Below are 19,181 nucleotides of genomic sequence, written 5' to 3'. Positions count from 1 at the left end.
GGGTCAGCCCTTGACGGAGCCGGCGAGGGCGAACGAGCCGCCCGAGAATCGCTGGACGAGGACGTACAGCACCACCATCGGTGCGGCGTAGAGCACCGAGTAGGCGGCGAGCTGTCCGTAGGCGATCGAGCCGTACTGACCGAAGAAGTTGAAGATCGACACCGCCGCCGGGAACTTCGACGACGTGAAGAGCAGCACGAAGGGGACGAAGAAGTTCCCCCAGGCGGTCGTGAAGACGAAGATGAACACGACGCCGATGCCTGAGCGCATGAGCGGGATGACGATGCGCGCGAGAGCCTGCATCGACCCGGCCCCGTCGACCCAGGCGGCCTCTTCGAGAGAGATCGGCACCGAGTCCATGAAGTTCTTCAGCATCCAGATCGCCATCGGCAGAGATGTCGCGGCCATGAAGACGATGACGCCCCACACCGAGTCGAGCAGCCCGAACGAGACGAACAGCGCGTAGACCGGCACCATCATCGCGGTGATCGGCAGCCCGGTGCCGAAGAGGATCGCGTACATGAACGTCTTCTGGAACCGCATCGCGTAGCGCGACAGCGGGTAGGCGGCGAGCACACCGACGACGACGGTGATGACGGCGGTGCCCAGCGAGACGAGGATCGAGTTCAGGAGAGGCTGGAACGTGAGCTCCCACGTCATCACCTGCGTGTAGTTCTCGAGGGTCCAGGTCTCGGGGACCTTCATCGTGACCTTCGCGTCGCCGTCGAAGGAAGCGAAGACGATCCACAGCAGCGGCACGAGGAAGAGCACGCCGATCGCCGCGAGGATGATCGACGACAGCACGGTCTGAGCCCGCTTCCGCGGTGCCGAGACCGAGGTGGCGATGGTGGCCATGTCAGTCGACCTCCGGCTTGAGGATGCGGATGTAGACGGCGGAGAAGACGGCGCCGATCAGGAGCGTCACGACGGCGATCGCGGTGCCGTATCCGACCTGGGCGAACTTGAACGCCTCCTGGAACGCCAGCACGGGGAGCGTCGACGACTGCGTTCCCGGACCGCCCCCGGTCATCACCCAGATGAGCGTGAACACGCCGAGCGTCTGCAGCGTCGTCAGCAGCAGATTGGTGGAGATCGACCGCCGGATGACGGGGAGGGTGACGCGGATGAAGCGCTGCCAGGCGCCTGCGCCGTCAATCGTCGCGGCCTCGATCAGCTCGGGCGGCACCTCGGAGAGCGCCGCGTTGTAGACCATCATCGAGAAGGCCGTGCCGCGCCAGATGTTCGCCAGGATCACCGCGAGCATCGGGAAGTAGTACAGCCAGCTCGTCCCCTCCAGCCCGAACCAGCCGAGGAAGGTGTTGAGGGTGCCGTCGGTCTGGAAAAAGGCGTAGAGGGCGAAGGCGGCGACGATCTCGGGCAGCACCCACGCCAGCACCACGAGTCCGCCGACGAGCGAACGCAGCGGCTTCACCGAGTTGCGGATGAGGACGGCGAGCAGCATCCCGAGGACGTTCTGGCCGATCACGGCCGAGGCCAGCACGAACACGACGGTGAGTCCGAGCGAGAGCCAGAACTCTCCCGAGGCGAACAGGGCCGTGTAGTTGTCGAGTCCGATGAACTGCGGGTTCGCGGCGCGGGGCCCGGTCATGGCGCGGTCGGTCAGTGACCCGTAGAGCGCGTAGACGATCGGTCCGAGCATGAACGCCAGCAGCAGGAGCACCGCGGGCAGGAGCGGGAGAAGTCGTGCGGCGGCACGGCCGGCCGACCGGCCGGACCGGGAGGTGATCTCCCGGCCCGGGCGGTGCCGACCGCCGGTGGTGACGGTGGCGGTGGCGGTCATCGCTGGATCAGCCCGCCTGCGTGTTCTCCTCGCCGACGATGCCGACGAGAGCGGAGTCGTACGCGGCCTGTGCATCCTGCGGGGTCGCCTGACCGGTGAAGATCGACTCCGTCGCGCGCGGGATGTTCGCCGAGATCTGCGAGTAGTCGGGCGTCGCCGGCCGGAAGTGGGTGTACGGCACGAGCGATGAGAAGAACTCGAACGACGGGTTGTAGTCGAGGTACTCCTGGCTGGCGGCGACGTCCTTGCGCACGGCGATCTGTCCGGCCTCCTGGTGGTACATCAGCGCGTTCTCGAACGTCAGCGCCTGGGCGATGAAGTCGAAGGCAGCCTGCGGGTTCTTCGCGTTGGCGCCCATCGCGAGCGTCTAGCCGCCCGACATCGAGGTGAAGCCGTCACCGCCGCCGTCCTGCGTCGGCATCGCGGCGAAGCCCATCGTCTGCTCCCACTCCGGCCAGGCGTTCTCGCCGTCGATCCAGTTGCTCGGCAGCCACGAACCGTCGAGCGCGATGGCGATCCCGCCCTGGGGAAGGAGTTCCGTGCTGACCTTGGTTCCCCAGCCGGCGTCGAGAGCCAGCGCGGGGTCGGGGCCGAGCTTCTCCTCCGCGACCGTCTGATAGAACTCGAGTGCGTCGAGGAACCCCGTCGAGCCGGTGACCCACTTGTTCGTGTCGGTGTCGAGGAGCTCATCCTCGGTGCCGTAGAGCAGCATCTCGAAGCCCTGCATCGACGTCGCCTCGCCCAGGGCCTGCGACGCGTAGATGTTGAACGGGATGACGTCGGGGTTGCTCTCCTTGATGGTGCGCGCAGCCTCGAGCACGTCGTCCCAGCTCTCCGGCGCCCAGTCCTCGGGAAGCCCCGCCGCCGCGAACAGCTGCTTGTTGAAGTAGAGGCCCCGGGTGTCGGTGCCGAGCGAGACGCCGTACGTCTTGCCGTCGTCGCCGAGCCCGGCCTGCTTGGCGCCGTCGTCGTACTGCTCCCACTGGTCCCAGTCGGCGAGATAGTCGTCGATCGGCTGCAGGTATCCGGCGGCGGCATCCGATCGGATTTGGAAGGTGTCCTCGTAGATGACGTCGGGCGCCGTCCCCGCGGACCCGTTCATGAGGGCGAGCTTGGTGAAGTACTGGTCCTGCTCCGCCTCGATCGGCACGAGCTCGACCGTCATCCCCTCGTGCGCGGCCTCGTACTCCTCCTTCGTCTTCTTCATGAGCTCGTCCATCGCGGTGAACGACGTCGTCTTCTGGTAGGCCACGCGGATCGTGTCGGACGACGCTTCGTCTCCGCCCCCGCCGCCGCTGCCGCAGCTCGTGAGAGCGAGCGAGAACGCTGCGATGCCGACGACGGCCACGGTCGTGATGGGTCTCTTCATGGTCGAAGCTCCTTTGCTTTGACGAGGGGCGCTGGTGCGTGCGCACGTCTTTTATAAAACAAATGGAATAAAAGAACAAGGTTTCGCCTCGACGTTTCCCGGTGGGTTTAGTCCGGGGCGCCCGCGATCATGAGGTCCGTCGGGCGGGCGGTCATCGCGGCATCGAGCACGAGGCACGCGGCGCCCACGGCGGCGGCATCCGTGGCCAGTCCGCTCTCGAGCACGCGGATGCCGCGCACCGTGGCGGTCTCGGTGCTCGCCGCCACGGCGTCGGAGAGAGCGGGCCCAGCCGTCGTCGAGAGGAGCTTCCACAGCGGCCCCCCGACCACGACGACATCCGCGTCGAGGAGGTTGTTGATCTGCACGACGGCGCGGGCGAGGCTCGACCCGGCTCGCCGCACCGCCGACGCGGCGCGCTCGTCGCCGGCGCGCGCCCGGGCGGCGAGTTCGCGGAGACGTTCCCGGAGCGCGGGTGCGGCCACGGGCTCACTGCCGTCGATCACGCCCCCGTCGACGAGCAGCCGTTCGGGGGCGATGGCGGCGCCGAGGCATCCGCGCTGACCGCATCCGCATGCCGGCCCGCCCGGTTCGACGACGAGGTGGGCGACGTCACCGGCGTTTCCCGTACGGCCCCGGATCGGTGCGCCGTCGACGGCGAGGCCCGCGCCGACGCCCGCTCCGTAGTACACGAAGATGGAGTCCTGCAGCTCTTGCGCGGCATCCCGCCAGAGCTCGCCGACCATCGCCGCGACGACATCCTTCTCGACCGTGGTCGGCAGTCCCGTCGCCTCGCGCAGCAACGGCCCGAGGGCGAGGTCGTGCCAGACCGGCGGCAGGAGCGGCGGCTCGAACAGGACCCCCGCGTCCGCGTCGAGCGGGCCAGGAGCGGCGACGCCGATGCCGAGCACGGATGCCCGGGAACGGCCGCCCTCCGCGAGCAGCGACTCGACGGTGCCGACGAGGTCGCCGAGGATCTGCTCGCGGGTCGCGTCGGGTCGCGGGGTGCGCTCGGTCTGAGCGACGACCTCGCCCAAAAGGTCGACCACGACGACCGTCTCGACTGCCGGATCGAGATGGATGCCGACGGCGCACCGGGCCGTCGGGTCGAGCTGGAGCGGGGTCCGGGGCTTGCCGGGGCCGGTGACGATCGGGGTTCCCTCGCGCACCCAGCCCTCGGCGACGAGACGGCGGGCGACGTTGCTGAGCGTCTGGGCGGACAGCCCCGTGCGGGCGGCGAGCTCGATGCGGCTGATGCCGTCGGGGGAGCGCCGGATCAGGTCGAGCACGAGCGTCTGGTTGTACGTGCCGACGGCCGGCAGGTTCGAGCCGCGTCTCATGGTTCCTCCCGTCGAACCATACTGCGCACGCGCATGGCGAAGGCCCGCCCGGCGAACCGGACGGGCCTTCGGCGATCGCGGGGGAGCGTCAGTTGTTGCCGCGCAGGATCGCGATGATGCGGAGGATCTCGACGTACAGCCAGACGACCGTCACCATGATGCCGAAAGCGCCGACCCAGCCGTACTGACGGGGTGCGCCGTTGCGGACGCCCTGCTGGATGTTGTCGAAGTCGAGCACGAGCGAGTACGCCGCCATGATGACCACGAGCACACCGATGATGAGGCCGAGCGGGATGCCAGCGATCTTCATGCTGTGGAGGCCGAACATCATGCCGCCCGGGATTACCCCGAAGAGCATCAGGCCGACGTTCAGCAGCGAGAAGACGAGGTAGCCGAGCATCGCGATCATGAAGATCTTCGTCGCCTTGGCCGACGCGCGGACCTTGCCGCTGGCGAAGAGGGCAAGGGTCACGCCGACGACCGCGAGGGTCGCGAGGGTCGCCTGCATGACGATGCCCGGGAAGATGAACTCGAGGTAGGCGGAGATACCGCCGACGAAGAGGCCCTCGAACGCGGCATACCCGAAGATCAGGCCGGGCCGGACCTTCTTGCGCGAGGTGAAGGTGACGACCATCGCCAGGACGAAGCCGCCGAGCGCGCCGATGATCCAGGGCATCATCGTGGGGGCGGGGTTGTCGCGTGTCACCGGCGAGAGCGTCCAGACCCAACCGACAACCGCCGTGGCCAGCAGGATCGCGAAGAGCCCGAGCGTCTTGACGACGGTGTCTTCGACCGTCATGCGGGAGGTCTCGCGGGCACCGGCGGCGGGTGCCGCGTACATGCCTTCGAGGTGGGCCTGCGTAGCGGCGTTCACGCCGGCGTGCTGCGCCGAGGCGGTCTGCATGCCGGGGGCGGCGGGCGGCGTCAGACCCGGCCGCTGCTCCTTGAACGCGGGATTGTCGAATGCGGGGTTATTGAGGGCCACTGCTCTCACACTCCAAGTCGAGGGTCGACACAGCTGGATGCCGTGTATCCCCAGCCTACGGGAACCGGTTCCTCCCGGATATGCGCGGCGCTGTGAGCAGGCCATGAAGCCGATCGCCCTGAGCGAAATCACGCGTCATCGGCCCGTACGCTGGGGTCGTGTCCCGCCCGCTCGTGATCGGCCACCGCGGTGCGCCCGGGTATCGTCCCGAGCACACCCGCTCCTCCTATCTCCTCGCGCTCGAGAGCGGGGTCGATGCCGTCGAGCCGGACGTGGTCTTCAGTCGGGACGGGGTCGCCGTGATCCGGCATGAGAACGAGATCGGCTCGACCACCGACGTTGCCGACCATCCCGAGTTCGCATCGCGCCGCACCACGAAGACCGTCGACGGCGCGTCGCTCACCGGCTGGTTCGCGGAGGACTTCACCTGGGACGAGCTGTCACGGCTGCGCTGCCGCGAGCGGCTCCCGGCGCTGCGGCCCGACAGCGCTCGTCATGACGGCGCGGAGCCGATGCTGCGGCTGCGCGATCTCCTCGACCTCGTCACGGATGCCGCGAAGACCTCCGGGCGGCGGCCCGGCGTCGTGCTCGAGATCAAGCACGCCACCTTCCTGGAGGCCGCCGGCTTCGACGTGTCCGGGCTCATCGCGGCAGAGCTCGACGCGGCTGGCTGGACCGACGGCGACCTGCCGCTGTGGATCGAGTCGTTCGAGCTCACGATCCTCGACCGCCTGGCAGACGCCGGCGTCCGGGGCATGCGGATCTTCCTCCTCGAGGCCGACGGTGAGCCGTACGACCTGGTCGCGACCGAGGGCGCGGGGGCACGCAGCTACCGGGAGTGGTCGTCGCCCGCGGGGCTCGACGACCTCCGCGGGCGGGTCGCCGGCGTGAGCCTGGACAAGCGGATGATTCTCGACCCCGCGCGGGGCACGGACGGCGGTCGGGTGCTCGTTGCCGCAGCGCACGAGCGCGAGCTGGCCGTCTTCACGTGGACGGCGCGTCCCGAGAACGCCTTCCTCGTCCGGCGGCACCGACGCGGTGGCGGTCGGTCCGCCTGGGGAGACTACGCGGGCGAGTGGGCCGAGCTCGCGGCATCCGGCGTCGACGGCGTCTTCGTCGACCACCCGGATCTCGGCGTCGACGTGTTCGGGCGCTGATCCCCGATGCTCAGCAGACCCCGGATCCAGCCCTACGCCCAGTATCTGGTGGGGGCGTCGACGGTGATGATCTCCACGACCGTCGCGGTCGTCGCTCCCGAGCGCATCACCGTGGCTTACGTCGTCGGCGCGAGCGTCATCGTCGCGGCCTGTGTCGCGATGGGGCTCGTCTGGCGCGACAAGCCGACTCGCGGAACCGTCTGGGTGTGCATCGTCCCGCTCGTCTCGATTCTCGCCTGCGCCCCGCTGCGCAACGGTGCCATCGATCTGCTGCCGGTGACCGGAATGCTCGTCATCTTCCCGATCGCCTGGCTCGCCTTCGCGTTCCCACCGCCCGTCGCGGCGCTGGGCGTCCTCCTCGCGGGGCTGCTGCCTCTCGCGGCGGCGACCGAGCCGCCCGCCGGGCTCGCGGAGTGGCTGGCGCTCGCGACGGTGCCGGCGCTGCTCGGCATGTTTGCGATGGGAAGTCGTTTCGTCTCCACCGACCTCGGCCGCCACCGCACCAGGGCCCGACGCGCCACGCATCGATTGGCCGAGGCGCTCGACTCCTCGAACCGGGCCGACGCCGCGCTGCGCCAGCTGCTCGACACGAGCCCGGACGCGATCGTGCTCTTCGGCGATGACGGCGCGGTGCTGGTCGCGAACGCCCCCGCGCATGCGCTGGCCCAGCGTGCGGGGATCGCGATCTCGCTCGACCAGGACGGGCGCACGTCCGTCTACGAGGAAGACCGGATCACCCCGGTCGGGGTGGGCGCGGACCTGCGCGACATCATCCTTTCGGGTGAACTCGCCGAGGCGCGTCGCGTGTGGGTCGGTGAGCCGGGCGATCAGGTGGCGCTGCGCTTCGTCGCCCGCCCCATCTCGCTCGACGGCGAGCCCATCGGTGTCCTCGTGGTCGCCCAGGACGTGACCGAGCTCGTCGAAGCCGTCGACGTCCGCGATCGGTTCCTCGACACGGTGGGCCATGAACTGCGGACGCCGCTCACGGTGATCCTCGGCAATGCCGAGCTCGCGCTCGCCGGGGCGATGCCGGAGCATCGCGACCGCTGGGAGACGATCCACCGCGCCGCCGAGAGGCTGGAGCACACCGTCGAGCTGATCCTCGCGACGGGTCGAGCGGACGCGATGCCCGGGACGGCGGCGTGCGAGGTCCGTGCCGTCGTCGACCGGGTCGTCGCCGAATCGGCCGACGGCGACTCCGACGTGGCCGTGACCGTCATGGGAGCCACGGCGCACGCGCGCATCGCAGCCCGCGACCTGCATGCGATCATGACCGAGCTGCTGCACAATGCGCGGCAGGTGTCGCCTCCCGCCGGCGTCGTCGAGATCTCGATCGCGATGAGAGCCGACGAGGTCGAGATCTCGGAGACCGACGAGGGCCCCGGCATGACCCCTGCCGAGCGCCGTCAGGCGTTCGAGCGGTTCTATCGCACCACGCGCTCGCGTCGGAGCGCCGCGCAGGGGCTCGGGCTCGGGCTCGCTCTCGCGCGCGGGCTGGCGCGCGCCCACGGCGGCGAGGTGCGGCTGACGCCCGGGCGGGTGGGCGGTACCGCCGCCGTCGTGAGGCTGCCGCGGGCCAGCCTGCCGGACGCCCCTCCGCCTCTCGATCACGTCACCGCCGTCCCCTAGGGTGTCGGACATGCTCACCGCCGGGATCACCGTCCGCGATGTCCGTCGATCGTTCGGGCGCGTCGAAGCCGTTCGCGGAGTGGATCTCGACGCTCGCGCGGGAGCGGTGACCGGACTCGTCGGCCCCAACGGCGCCGGTAAGACGACGCTGCTCCTGATGCTCGCGTCGCTTCTCCAGCCGGACGAGGGCAGCATCCGGATCGCCGGCGTCGACCCGGTGACCGATCCCGCCCAAGCCCGGGCGCGGCTCGGATGGATGCCCGACGCGCTGGGCGCGTGGGGCTCGCTCACCGTGCGGGAGACGCTGGAGATGACCGCCCGGCTCTACGACCTCGACAGAGCCGAAGCGGCTCGCCGCGCGCGGGAGCTTCTCGATCAGGTCGGTCTGGTCGATCTCGCCGAGTCGCCCGCCCGTGTGCTCTCGCGCGGGCAGAAGCAGCGCCTCGGTCTCGCGCGAGCTCTCGTGCACGACCCGTCCGTCCTCCTCCTCGACGAGCCTGCCTCGGGCCTCGACCCCCAGGCGCGGGTAGACCTGCGCGGACTCCTGCGTGCATTCGCCGCTGCAGGCAAGACCGTGCTGATCTCCAGCCACATCCTCTCCGAGCTCGAGGAGGTCGTCGACGACGCGGTGTTCCTGCTCGATGGCGCGACCGTGAGTCCCGACCGGGTCGCGGCGGCGGCTCGCCGCACCCGCACCTGGCGCGTCCGCGTCGCCGATCTCGATGCGCAGGCTGCCGTGCTCCCGATCGCGACGGCCCTCGGGCTCGACGTCGCGCGCGTGCCGACAGACCGCCGTGATGTCCTGATCCCGTTCTCGTCCGAGGCCGAGGCTGCCGCCGGTCTGCGGGCGCTGCTGGGCGCGGGCATCGCGGTCGCCGAGTTCTCGGCCGCGACCGGGATGCTCGAGCACACCTTCCTCGATCTCGGCGCCGGCCGGGATCTGGGCACCGAGGGGAAGGAGGCGTCATGAGCGTCGCCCGGCTGTGGACGGTCGCTCGGCTCGAGCTGCTCCAACGGGTGCGCACGGTGTCGTGGTACGTCCTGCTCGGCATCTTCGCCGTGCTGCTGATCGGTGTCACCGCGCTGTCGTTCCTGGCCTTCGGCGGGGGCATCGCGGAGGGCGAGCAGCGCGGCGCCGGCATCTACTCGACGATCGTCATCATCACGTTGCTGCTCGTCGTCCTCGTCTCGCCCACACTCAGCGGCAACTCCGTCAACGGCGACCGGGATGCCGCGACCCTCGCACCGGTCCAGGTGACGCTCGCGCGAACCTCCGAGATCCTGCTCGGAAAAGTGCTCGCGGCATGGGTCACGGGTCTCGCGTTCGCCGCGGTGGCCGCCCCGTTCCTCGTCATCGCGACCCTGGCCGGGGGAGTGGACCCTGTCGTCGTCGTGGTGTCGCTGGTCGTCCTCGTGATCGAGATCGGCATCATCGCTGCCATCGGCGTCGGGCTGAGCGGCCTCATCGCCCGGCCTCTCTTCTCGGTCGCCGCGACGTACCTCGTCGTCTCTGCGCTCGTCTTCGGAACGCTCATCGCCTTCGGCCTCGGCGCGACGGCGTTCTCGAGCGAGGCGACCGCGACCTACCGGCCGGCGCAGTACAACGCCGACGGGTCGCCGCAGTGCATCGACGGGGCGGACGACTGCTGGAACGATCCCGCTCGCATGGTCTGCGGCGAGCCGGAGACATCGACCTACACCGTGCCGCGGTTCGATCGTGTGTGGTGGGTGCTCGCGGCCAACCCCTTCGTCATCCTCGCCGACGCGACGCCTGCCGAGTACGACCGGTTCGGCTACCCCGTCGACCTGTTCGGTCAGATCGCATCCGGCGTCCGGCAGGCACAGGTCGCACCTGATCTCGAGACGGGGTACGACGAGTGCCGGCCGGCCGCAGACGGCGCCGTGCCGACCGCGGCGGAGATCCGGGAACGAACGGCGCCGAGCTGGTTCGTCGGACTGGCCGGGCAGATCGTGGTCGCGGGTCTGCTCGTGGCGGGAGCGTGGTCGCGGACGAGGACGCCGGCCCGAGCCCTGCCGCCCGGAACGCGGATAGCGTAAGAGTGCCATGGTCACCGAACTCGACATCACCCGCCGCGAGGCGATCGACGCCTATCACGTGATCGGCGAGGCCCCCGCGCCCGACCTGCAGGGGATCGTCCGCCTCGCAGCCACCGTCTGCGGCGTCGACACGGCCGTCATCAACATCATCGACGACCGCTCGCAGCATCAGATCGCCGCGGTCGGTTTCGAACCCGCGGTCTGCTCACGCGAAGACTCGATGTGCGCCGCCGTCATCGCGCGTCCCGGTCGGGTCATCGTGCCCGACGCGCGGCTCGACGAGCGGTTCGCACACAACCCCTTCGTCACCGGTGAGATCGCCCACGTGCGCTTCTACGCATCGAGTCCGCTCGTCACACCGGCGGGCGTCGCCATCGGCACCCTCTGCGTCTTCAACGACTCCGTGGGCGACCTCGACGAATCGGCTCGCGAGGCGCTCGATCTGCTGGCTCATCAGGTGGTCGACCTGCTCGAGCTGCGCCGGATCAGCCGCGCTTTGAGCGAGTCGAATGATCAGCTCTCGCGTTTCGCGGGGCAGATCAGTCACGACCTCCGCAATCCGCTGACGGCCCTCACCGGCTTCCTCGAGCTCGCGATCGACAGCCCCGACATGGACAACGCGCCCGAGGCGGCGCGCGTGCTCGCCCGTGCGGAGTCGGCGGCCGACCGCATGAACGCCATGATCTCCGACATCCTCGCCTACGCCCGCATCGGCGGTGCGAGCCCCCAACGGGCACGCGTCGATCTCGGTGCCGTGATGCACGCCGTCGTCGAGGATCTCGACGCGTCCATCTCGGCCTCCGGCGCCGACATCCGTCAGGACATCGAGGTCGAGCCCGCCGGTGATCCCACGCTCCTGCGCGCGGTGCTCCAGAATGTCGTGGCGAACGCGGTGAAGTTCACCGCGGCCGCGGGGAAGGTCCCGCAGGTGCGTGTCGAGGCGCACGCGGTGCACGGCGGCTGGCGCATCACGGTCGACGACAACGGTCCCGGGGTGCCCCCGGCGGACCGCGAACGCGTCTTCGCGCTGATGGAGCGAGGGGACTCCGAGGCCGAGGGTCTCGGCATCGGCCTGTCGACCTGTCGACGGGTGATCCAGGCGCACGGCGGGCGCATCGGTCTCGACGACTCACCGCTCGGCGGCACCCGCGTCTGGATCCTCCTGCCGGACCCCGCGGCGACCGCCGCCTGAGTCGCGCGCCTCAGCGGCGCAGCGTGTGCGAGGGGTGCTCGCCGTACATCGCGGCGTAGAGCTGCGCGAAGCGTCCCGTGTGCGCGAACCCCCAGCGCAGAGCGACATCCCGCACGGTCGTCGACCCGGGCGGCGCAGCGCGGAGCTCGCGGTGGGCGCCCTCGATGCGCAGGCGGCGAAGGTAGGTGCTCGGCGGGATCTCGAACGCCTTGTGGAAGGCGCTCTGGAGTGCGCGGACCGATGTTCCGGAGGCCACCGCGATGTCGCTGATGCTGATGGGGTTGCTGACGTTCTCCTCCATGAACGCCACAGCGCGGCGCACGGCTCGCGCGGTCGGGCGTCGGCGTTCCCCCTCTTCGGGGTCGATGACGGGGAACGCCGTCACGAGCGATGCGACTGCCTGGTGCATGAGCTGAGTGCGCATGAGAGGCGAGGCGGCGACCTTCTCGTCGGCCAGCATGGTCGCCTCGAGAAAGCGCAGGGTCTCGGCGACGAGCCGTGGGTTCTCGGCCCGGCGGTTCAGTCCGGAGAACTGCAGATGGTGAGGGTCGTCGCCGATCATGCCGCGCAGCACGTGGTCGAGCGTCTCCGTGGTGACGCTGAACGTGCGCAGGTGCAGCTGACCGAACTCGGCGGTGAACTCGGTGTCCGGCGGCACGATGAAGGGGGTCCGGCCGTCGCCGGACTCGCCTCCGACCTGCCACCGGTGGCTGCCACGCGCCGCGTGCGCCACGATGAGACGCGGAAAAGCCCGCGTCGTGGTGCGCATCGTCCCCGTGAACCGCACAGCGGCGGCGGCTGCGGCCGGGTGGGCGAGTGCCGCCATCTCGTAGCGGAATGGCGCGGACCCGTCGACCGCGAGCGCCACCGGCGTCTCGTACAGCGAGCTGACCGATTCCTGTGCCCGACCGGGGTCGTCGGTCTGCAACCCCCGCCGAACGGGCTCGCTATTCAACAACGAGCTTGTCGGATGCGGACTCTGCCGGTTCGGGGACGACGTGAAGTCCGCTGGGGGAGTTGGCCGTGTACATCAGCGCCTCGAGCCAGGCACGGTTGATCGCGGGGGTCCGGCTGCCGTGGAACGTGAAGACGAGAGAGGCTCCGGCGTGCATCCAGACGGTCGTCCGCCCCTTGCCGACGCTGACGTCGTCCTTCCAGGTGAAGAAGAACGCCTCACCGCGACGAAGCTTCGCACCGATGGTCATCTGGAGGTGTGCGAGCGTGCGGTCCTCGATCTCGACGCGATTGTTGCCGTCGTAAACAAACCTGCCCAATATTCCTCCTCACGCGCCATTCGGCGCGATCATCAGCTTCCGCGATCGGGTCACGACGCCGCGCGGAAGAGTCCGTTCCGCGCGCGCTCTGTCCGCGACGCGCACAGCCGTGCTGTGCCACCGCAGATTTCAGGCAGTTGTCAGGGAGCGGGAGGGGGTTGACTTTTACGGATGATTACGTAACACGTTAATCACCGGGAATGGCGGCGAGTGTGACGTCCACCCCTGAGGTGATGAGCAGATCGGTGGACTGCGCCACGCCTTCGCCATCGTTCACGGTCAGCCAGCCGTGACCGAGCGCGAGTGCCGCCGCGATCTCGGCGCGGACGTCTTCGATATCGCGACCGCCGATGCTGTACGGGCGACCGCCATAGAACACATCCACTCTCTTCGACACGCTTTCGCCCTTCGCTCCACCGGCGTCGAGTCCGCCGTGTCAGGCGAGACTACCGATCAGCTGAGGAATCACAAGGGGATGCGGCAGGACCGCGCTGATCACTATTGTCAGGTCGAGCACGGGAAGGAAGTGCGATGGGCAGATTCATCTACGAGAACCAGATCCGCGCAGATTTCGAGGATCGGACGCTCGCGCACCTCCAGGCCGTGATCACGACGAAGCTCCGCCGGGGCGAAGCCTTCACGCTCACCTGGAAGGACGACGTGAGCATCGGCGACGGCCGCACGACGGTATGGCTGCACCCGGGCTGCGGCCTCGTCTTCAAGTACTACGGCAGCCGGACGCCGTCGCTGAATCGCGCATGGCTCGAGGCGCTGACATACACGGCGAACTCGCCGACGGGCCTGTACGTCGTTCCCGAGCCGCCGGAATCGCCCCGTAACGGCGCGTTCCTCGACGGCGCGGAGTAGCGGGGCGCCGAGCGTCCCGCCTGTGCGACCGCCGTGCATCGCCGGTGAGACCGGGGCATATACCGCTCCGGCGATCCAGCGCTCCGTAGTGTGAGCCACAGCCGTCGGCATCCGCCTTCTGCTCCCGACCTTCCCGGTCACGAACGAGTCAGCAGGTGCTCTCATCGCTTCATCCGTCGTCGAGTCGCGTCTCGGCCCCATCCGCACCACTTACGCCGGAACCGCCGATTTCCCGCCGATGGCCAAGGCCTTCACCGATGTCTCCCGCGTCGTTCGGGAATCGGGTCTGCTGCGGCGCACACCCTGGTTCTACGGCCTCGTCGGCCTCGCCCTGATCCTCGCGATCGGCGGCTGCGTGACCGGATTCGTCCTGCTCGGCGACAGCTGGTTCCAGCTGCTCATCGCGGCAGCCCTCGGCATCGTCTTCACCCAGGTGGCTTTCCTCGCACACGAGGCCGACCACCGGCAGGTTCTCGCCTCCGGCCCCGCGAACGACCGCCTGGCCCGCTTCCTCGCCGTCGGCGTCGTCGGCATGAGCCTGTCGTGGTGGACGTCCAAGCACGCCCGGCACCACTCGAACCCGAACAAGGTGGGCAAGGATCCCGACATCGAGATCGACACGATCTCGTTCATCGAAGAGGACGCGGCCACTGCGCGCGGCATCCGCCGATTCATCACGCAGCGCCAGGGCTGGTTCTTCTTCCCGCTGTTGCTGCTCGAAGGCCTGAACCTTCACGCGCTGTCGATGCGCCACCTCTTCAGCCGAGGCCCGGTGAAGAAGCGTGCGGTCGAGATCACGCTGATCATCGCGCGGTTCGCGGTCTTCGTCGCTCCGATCTTCATCTTCCTGCCGATCGGTATGGCCTTCGCCTTCTTCGGCGTGCAGGTCGCCGTCTTCGGGCTGTACATGGGCGCCTCCTTCGCGCCGAACCACAAGGGCATGGCGATCATCGCGCCCGACGCGAAGCTCGACTTCTTCAGCAAGCAGGTGCGCACCTCGCGCAACATCGGCGGCGGCTGGTGGGCGACGTGGCTCATGGGCGGCCTCAACTACCAGATCGAGCACCACCTCTTCCCGAACATGCCGCGGCCGGCACTCGCCCGCGCTCGCGAGATCGTGAAGGACCAGTGCGACGCCCTGAACGTGCCGTACACCGAGACCACACTCTGGCGCTCCTACGCCATCGTCATCGACTACCTCAACCGCGTCGGACTCGCCGCCCGCGACCCGTTCGACTGCCCCATGCGCGCGGAGTTCCGTCGCGCCTGAGGCGCAGCATCCCTCGACGTCGGCCACGGCTCATACTGAGTCCGTGGCCGAAGTCGATTCCGAACGCTGGCTCGTCATCGACGGGAGACGCTGGCGGCGCACCGACCCCTCGCTGCCCGATGATCTCGTCGCTGCGCTGAAGTCCCACCTCGGACGCGGCCGATCGGCGGTGGGAGCCGCGAAGCGGCGCGGAGACGACGAGGCGGTCGCCGCAGCGCGCAAGCGCGTGGGCCTGGCCAAGCATGGCCTGGGAGAGCGCGGACCGTACTGGTGGGACGAGCCCGAGGGCGACCGCCTCGCGCGGGCGCGGGACGCGCTGCGGCGACTCGATGCGCTCGACGGGGATTGAGACCCGAATGGACGCGACGGCGGGAGTCGAACCCGCAACGCGATCGGTTATGAGCCGATGCCCGGGACCACCCGGATCGCCGCGATGCCTTCACGCTACGTGGGCGTCCGCCGGGTCGCCAGGGGTGTGAAGGCCGGAGACGCCGTGCTACGTCGTGTGACGCTCCGGCGTCTCGCAGGCTCGAGCGCGGACCCCGCGGAGACTCGTCCGGCGTCGCGGGCCGGACGGGTGTCGGTGGCCGAACGTAGAATCGAGTGGTCATGCCAGAGCCCATCAAGCCCGTCATCGTCGGGTCCGCCGCATCCGTGCGCCCCGGCGCCTCCTCGGGCGAGCGTCCCGACGCCGACCTCCTCGAGGGGCTCAACCCGCCCCAGCGCGAGGCGGTGACCTATCGCGGCCCGGCGCTGCTGATCGTCGCGGGCGCAGGCTCGGGCAAGACCCGGGTGCTCACACATCGCATCGCGTCGCTGCTCCGAGGCCGCGAGGCGTGGCCGAGCCAGATCCTCGCCATCACCTTCACCAACAAGGCCGCCGGCGAGATGCGCGAGCGCGTGCAGCAGCTGATCGGCGACAGCGCACAGGGCATGTGGATCTCGACGTTCCACTCGGCGTGCGTGCGGATCCTCCGGCGCGAGGCGCAGCAGTTCGGCTTCACCAAGAACTTCACGATCTACGACTCGGGCGATTCGCGCGCGCTCATCAAGCGTCTCGTGAAAGAGCACGAGGCCGACGCCTTCGGACTCACGCCGGCGGCTGTCCAGAGCCGCATCTCGAAGCTCAAGAACGAGCTCGCCGACGCCGACTCGTACGCGCGCCAGGCGAACATGTCGGATCCCGCCGAGCGCGTCTTCGTCGAGCTCTTCGGCGCCTACCAGTCCGCCCTGCAGCGGGCCAACGCCTTCGACTTCGACGACCTCATCGCCCAGACGGTCTACCTGTTCCGGGCGTTCCCGCATGTGGCCGATGTGTACCGCAAGCGGTTCCGGCACATCCTCGTCGACGAGTACCAGGACACCAACCACGCCCAGTACGCGCTGATCCACGAGCTCACGCGCCCCGTCCAGGGGCAGGGCGGCGACGCGTTCTCGTCGGGCGGCATGATGATCTTCGAGCCCGAGTCGGCCCCCGAGGTCGAGGCAGCGTCACTGACCGTCGTCGGCGACTCCGACCAGTCCATCTACGCGTTCCGCGGCGCCGACATCCGCAACATCACCGAGTTCGAGCGCGACTATCCCGGCGCGAAGGTCGTGCTGCTCGAACAGAACTACCGCTCGACGCAGAACATCCTCTCCGCCGCGAACGCCGTCATCTCGAACAACTTCGACCGCAAAGACAAGAAGCTCTGGACGGATGTCGGCGCGGGCGACGCGATCGTCGGCTTCACCGGCTACTCGCAGCACGACGAGGCGCAGTTCGTCGCCGACGAGATCGAAGCGCTGCACCGCTCGTCGGTGCCGTACTCGCAGATGGCGGTCTTCTATCGCACGAACTCGCAGTCGCGAGCGCTGGAGGAGATCTTCATCCGCGCGGCGATCCCGTACAAGATCATGGGCGGCACGAAGTTCTACGACCGTGCCGAGATCAAGGATGCGCTGGCCTACGTCGTCGCGGTGGCGAACCCCGCCGACGAGCTCGCGGTGCGCCGCATCCTGAACCGCCCGCGCCGCGGCATCGGCGACGTCACCGAGACGTCCATCGCCCGGTACGCGGCCGACCAGCAGATCACCTTCCGCGATGCGCTCGCCAACGCCTCGGCGCTGGGCGTGGGTCCGAAGATTCAAGCCGCGATCGCGCAGCTCGACGCCGTGCTCGCCGAGGCGTCCGAGATCATGCTGCCGAGCTCGGGCGAGATCGCCCCGCCGACCTCCGTGACCGAAGGTCTGACGGTGCTGTTGAACAAGTCAGGGTACATGGACGCCCTCCGGGCGAGCCGCGACCCGCAAGACGAGGCGCGCCTCGAGAACCTCGACGAGCTGATCGCCGTGACCCGCGAGTTCGCGCGGAACAACCCCGAGGGCACCATCCTCGACTTCCTCACCGAGGTCGCTCTCGTCGCCGACGCCGACGACCTCGACGATGCGTCCGGAACCGTCTCGCTGATGACGATGCACACCGCCAAGGGGCTCGAGTACGACGCCGTCTTCGTCACGGGCGTGGAGGAAGACCTCATTCCGCACCGCATCTCGGCCAACGAGCCCGGCGGCCCGCAGGAAGAGCGGCGGCTCTTCTACGTCGCACTCACCCGTGCCCGCAAGCGCCTGCACCTCTCGCTCGCGATGACCCGTGCCCAGTTCGGCGAGGTCTCGGCTGCGATGCCGAGCCGGTTCCTGCAGGAGATCCCGCACGACCTCATCGACTGGCGGCAGTCGCCCGGTGATGTGAACTCGCGCGGGGGCTCGCAGTCGCGTGCGCTCAACGGACGCCGTTCCGGCGGCTCCGGTGGCGGGTTCGGCGGTTCGGGCAAGCGCTACGGCGACGACCTCGTGCCCCTTCCGCGCAAGGAGAAGAGCGGCGACATCGCGAAGTTCGCCAACCGTATCCCGGCGAAGGTCCGCGACAACGGCGACCTCGAGCTCGGTCCCGGCGACCGCATCAGACACGACGATTTCGGCGAGGGTCGCGTCGACGCGGTCACCGGCGAGGGGGCGAAGCGCGTCGCGCACGTCCGCTTCGATTCGGCCGGCCCGAAGAAGCTGCTCATCAAGATCGCACCGATCGTCAAGCTGTGACGCAACCCTCCGCGCGGCGCGGGGGTGCGGGTTAGGCTCGGGGACATGGCGATCTTCAAGCGCTCCGCGCGAGACACCACGAGCCAGCCCGCGAACGCCGACGAGGGCGCTGCCGACGTCGACGGCGACTCCGCCGTCACCCCCGACGCCGAGACACCTGCCGAGGTGGTGCCCCACGTGGGCATCTCGGTGTCGACCTTCGGTGCGCCCGCTCAGGCCGCAGCCCCGGCGCAGCCCGAGCGGACGGTCACACGCCCGCCGGCTGAGGCCCCCGCCCGCACCGAGACGGTGACGGGCATGCCCGATAACACCCTCGTGCAGGCGGCCCTGGCGTCGCTGCCGGAGAAGCCCGGCAACGTCGACGTCATGAACGTCATGCGTCAGAGCATGCAGGGCACGATGTACGTTCGCGTGCGCGGCGACGCGCGGGCCCTGACGGCCGAAGGCAAGCCGATCACGCTCGCGGTCTCGCAGATCGACGGTGCCCGCTTCCTCCTCGCCTTCACCGGCGGTGCATCGCTGCGGGCGAGCGTCGAGGCCGACGGCGACCGTGACACCTCGGCGCTGGGGCTTCCCGTCGCGAACGTGTTCCGCAACGCGATCGAGGGTCCGTACGAGGGCCTCATCATCGATCACGCGGTCGCCGGATCGCGCATCGTCCTGCCCGTGCAGCTCATCACGAAGGCGTTCGAAGAGGGCGATCCCGCCTTCACGATCAAGAACCTGCTCGCCGGACCACGCAGCGCCGAGACGGCGGCTGCGGTCGGCGAGGCTCTCGCGCAGGCACCGTTGTGGGTGGCCGCCGGTCTCGCGGGCGACAGCGGCCAGCTCGGTCTCGCCGAGTCGCGCACCGTATCGGGCGAGCGGCGCCTCGAGGTCTACTCGCACCCGCTCGAGGTGCTCGTGCTGCAGCGCGGCGACCGCCCCGTGCCGGTGACCGCACCCCAGCTGGCGCGTGCCCTCCAGTCCAACCCCGCGCTCAACGGCGTCATCGTCGACCCGGGTGGGCCTTGGATCCATGTCGACCGCGCCGACCTCGGTCCCGTCCTCGCGCGGGCCGACGAGCCCGACCCCGAGCCCGCTCCGGCCGCACCGGCTGAGCCGGCCTCCGAGCCGCCGGCGTCCTGACGACGTCCTCGCGCTGATACATCCGTCGGGCCGCCG

19 protein-coding genes and 1 tRNA gene are annotated in these 19,181 nt (G+C 69.4%); 10 read left to right on the top strand and 10 right to left on the bottom strand.

Annotation, left to right across the window (positions count from 1 at the left end):
- Positions 1-3: 3 nt before the first annotated feature.
- From O1W71_RS11630 to O1W71_RS11605, 6 genes are all read right to left on the bottom strand, one after another.
- Positions 4-855, bottom strand: a complete 852-nt coding sequence (locus O1W71_RS11630; RefSeq protein WP_112617507.1) for a carbohydrate ABC transporter permease — start codon at positions 853-855, stop codon at positions 4-6.
- A 1-nt stretch (position 856) separates the two neighbouring features.
- Positions 857-1,801 (bottom strand): carbohydrate ABC transporter permease, encoded by a 945-nt coding sequence (locus tag O1W71_RS11625; RefSeq protein WP_112617506.1) that lies wholly within the window; start codon positions 1,799-1,801, stop codon positions 857-859.
- Positions 1,802-1,808: 7 nt separating this feature from the next.
- Complete coding sequence (locus O1W71_RS11620; RefSeq protein WP_269267997.1) at positions 1,809-2,159, bottom strand: hypothetical protein; 351 nt, start codon at positions 2,157-2,159, stop codon at positions 1,809-1,811.
- A 9-nt stretch (positions 2,160-2,168) separates the two neighbouring features.
- The gene (locus O1W71_RS11615; protein ID WP_269267996.1) at positions 2,169-3,170 is read right to left on the bottom strand and encodes an extracellular solute-binding protein; all 1,002 of its coding nucleotides are present in this window, start codon (positions 3,168-3,170) and stop codon (positions 2,169-2,171) included.
- A gap of 107 nt (positions 3,171-3,277) precedes the next feature.
- Entirely contained in the window at positions 3,278-4,507 is a 1,230-nt protein-coding gene (locus tag O1W71_RS11610) for an ROK family transcriptional regulator (RefSeq protein WP_269267995.1), read from the bottom strand.
- Between the two features lie 88 nt (positions 4,508-4,595).
- Positions 4,596-5,492 (bottom strand): Bax inhibitor-1/YccA family protein, encoded by an 897-nt coding sequence (locus O1W71_RS11605; protein WP_269267994.1) that lies wholly within the window; start codon positions 5,490-5,492, stop codon positions 4,596-4,598.
- Between the two features lie 158 nt (positions 5,493-5,650).
- Here O1W71_RS11605 and O1W71_RS11600 point away from each other — a divergent pair, with 158 nt between their 5' ends.
- Genes O1W71_RS11600 through O1W71_RS11580 form a run of 5 tightly spaced genes read left to right on the top strand, consistent with a single transcriptional unit; the run spans position 5,651 to position 11,528 of the window.
- Positions 5,651-6,649 carry a glycerophosphodiester phosphodiesterase family protein gene (locus O1W71_RS11600; protein WP_269267993.1) on the top strand — a complete coding sequence of 333 codons (999 nt, stop codon included), beginning with the start codon at positions 5,651-5,653 and terminating at the stop codon, positions 6,647-6,649.
- A 6-nt stretch (positions 6,650-6,655) separates the two neighbouring features.
- Positions 6,656-8,278 carry a sensor histidine kinase gene (locus O1W71_RS11595; RefSeq protein WP_269267992.1) on the top strand — a complete coding sequence of 541 codons (1,623 nt, stop codon included), beginning with the start codon at positions 6,656-6,658 and terminating at the stop codon, positions 8,276-8,278.
- A 10-nt stretch (positions 8,279-8,288) separates the two neighbouring features.
- Positions 8,289-9,248, top strand: coding sequence for an ABC transporter ATP-binding protein (locus O1W71_RS11590; protein ID WP_269267991.1), 960 nt, complete (start codon positions 8,289-8,291; stop codon positions 9,246-9,248).
- On the top strand, positions 9,245-10,336 hold the full coding sequence (locus tag O1W71_RS11585; RefSeq protein ID WP_112617501.1) for an ABC transporter permease: 1,092 nt from the start codon (positions 9,245-9,247) through the stop codon (positions 10,334-10,336). The genes O1W71_RS11590 and O1W71_RS11585 overlap by 4 nt, the downstream gene beginning before the upstream one ends.
- A 7-nt stretch (positions 10,337-10,343) precedes the next feature.
- Positions 10,344-11,528 (top strand): sensor histidine kinase, encoded by a 1,185-nt coding sequence (locus O1W71_RS11580; protein ID WP_114588629.1) that lies wholly within the window; start codon positions 10,344-10,346, stop codon positions 11,526-11,528.
- Positions 11,529-11,538: 10 nt separating this feature from the next.
- On the opposite strand, the gene O1W71_RS11575 is transcribed toward O1W71_RS11580, so the two are convergent.
- The 3 genes from O1W71_RS11575 to O1W71_RS11565 form a co-directional block, all read right to left on the bottom strand.
- The gene (locus tag O1W71_RS11575) at positions 11,539-12,456 is read right to left on the bottom strand and encodes a helix-turn-helix domain-containing protein (protein ID WP_269267990.1); all 918 of its coding nucleotides are present in this window, start codon (positions 12,454-12,456) and stop codon (positions 11,539-11,541) included.
- A gap of 19 nt (positions 12,457-12,475) precedes the next feature.
- Positions 12,476-12,802 carry a DUF7882 family protein gene (locus O1W71_RS11570; protein ID WP_269267988.1) on the bottom strand — a complete coding sequence of 109 codons (327 nt, stop codon included), beginning with the start codon at positions 12,800-12,802 and terminating at the stop codon, positions 12,476-12,478.
- 187 nt (positions 12,803-12,989) lie between these two features.
- Positions 12,990-13,199: a hypothetical protein gene (locus O1W71_RS11565; protein ID WP_269267987.1), complete on the bottom strand. Its 210-nt coding sequence runs from the start codon at positions 13,197-13,199 to the stop codon at positions 12,990-12,992.
- A 134-nt stretch (positions 13,200-13,333) separates the two neighbouring features.
- Between O1W71_RS11565 and O1W71_RS11560 the strand changes: the two genes are divergently transcribed.
- The 3 genes from O1W71_RS11560 to O1W71_RS11550 all read left to right on the top strand — a co-directional run bounded on the left by O1W71_RS11560 (position 13,334) and on the right by O1W71_RS11550 (position 15,288).
- The gene (locus O1W71_RS11560) at positions 13,334-13,669 is read left to right on the top strand and encodes a DUF7882 family protein (RefSeq protein WP_269267985.1); all 336 of its coding nucleotides are present in this window, start codon (positions 13,334-13,336) and stop codon (positions 13,667-13,669) included.
- A 163-nt stretch (positions 13,670-13,832) separates the two neighbouring features.
- Complete coding sequence (locus O1W71_RS11555) at positions 13,833-14,939, top strand: fatty acid desaturase family protein (protein WP_269268047.1); 1,107 nt, start codon at positions 13,833-13,835, stop codon at positions 14,937-14,939.
- A gap of 43 nt (positions 14,940-14,982) precedes the next feature.
- Complete coding sequence (locus tag O1W71_RS11550) at positions 14,983-15,288, top strand: biopolymer transporter Tol (RefSeq protein ID WP_269267984.1); 306 nt, start codon at positions 14,983-14,985, stop codon at positions 15,286-15,288.
- An 8-nt stretch (positions 15,289-15,296) separates the two neighbouring features.
- Here the strand turns inward: O1W71_RS11550 and O1W71_RS11545 are convergent.
- Positions 15,297-15,372, bottom strand: a tRNA-Met gene (locus O1W71_RS11545).
- Between the two features lie 176 nt (positions 15,373-15,548).
- Here O1W71_RS11545 and O1W71_RS11540 point away from each other — a divergent pair.
- Both O1W71_RS11540 and O1W71_RS11535 read left to right on the top strand, forming a co-directional pair.
- Entirely contained in the window at positions 15,549-18,017 is a 2,469-nt protein-coding gene (locus O1W71_RS11540) for an ATP-dependent helicase (RefSeq protein ID WP_269267983.1), read from the top strand.
- 45 nt (positions 18,018-18,062) lie between these two features.
- Entirely contained in the window at positions 18,063-19,145 is a 1,083-nt protein-coding gene (locus O1W71_RS11535) for an SseB family protein (protein WP_269267982.1), read from the top strand.
- The last annotated feature ends 36 nt before the right edge of the window (positions 19,146-19,181 follow it).

Origin of the sequence: Microbacterium sp. H37-C3, from assembly GCF_027157935.1 — a bacterium.
Lineage (GTDB): Bacteria > Actinomycetota > Actinomycetes > Actinomycetales > Microbacteriaceae > Microbacterium > Microbacterium plantarum.
This window is presented reverse-complemented; position numbering and strand designations above follow the sequence as displayed.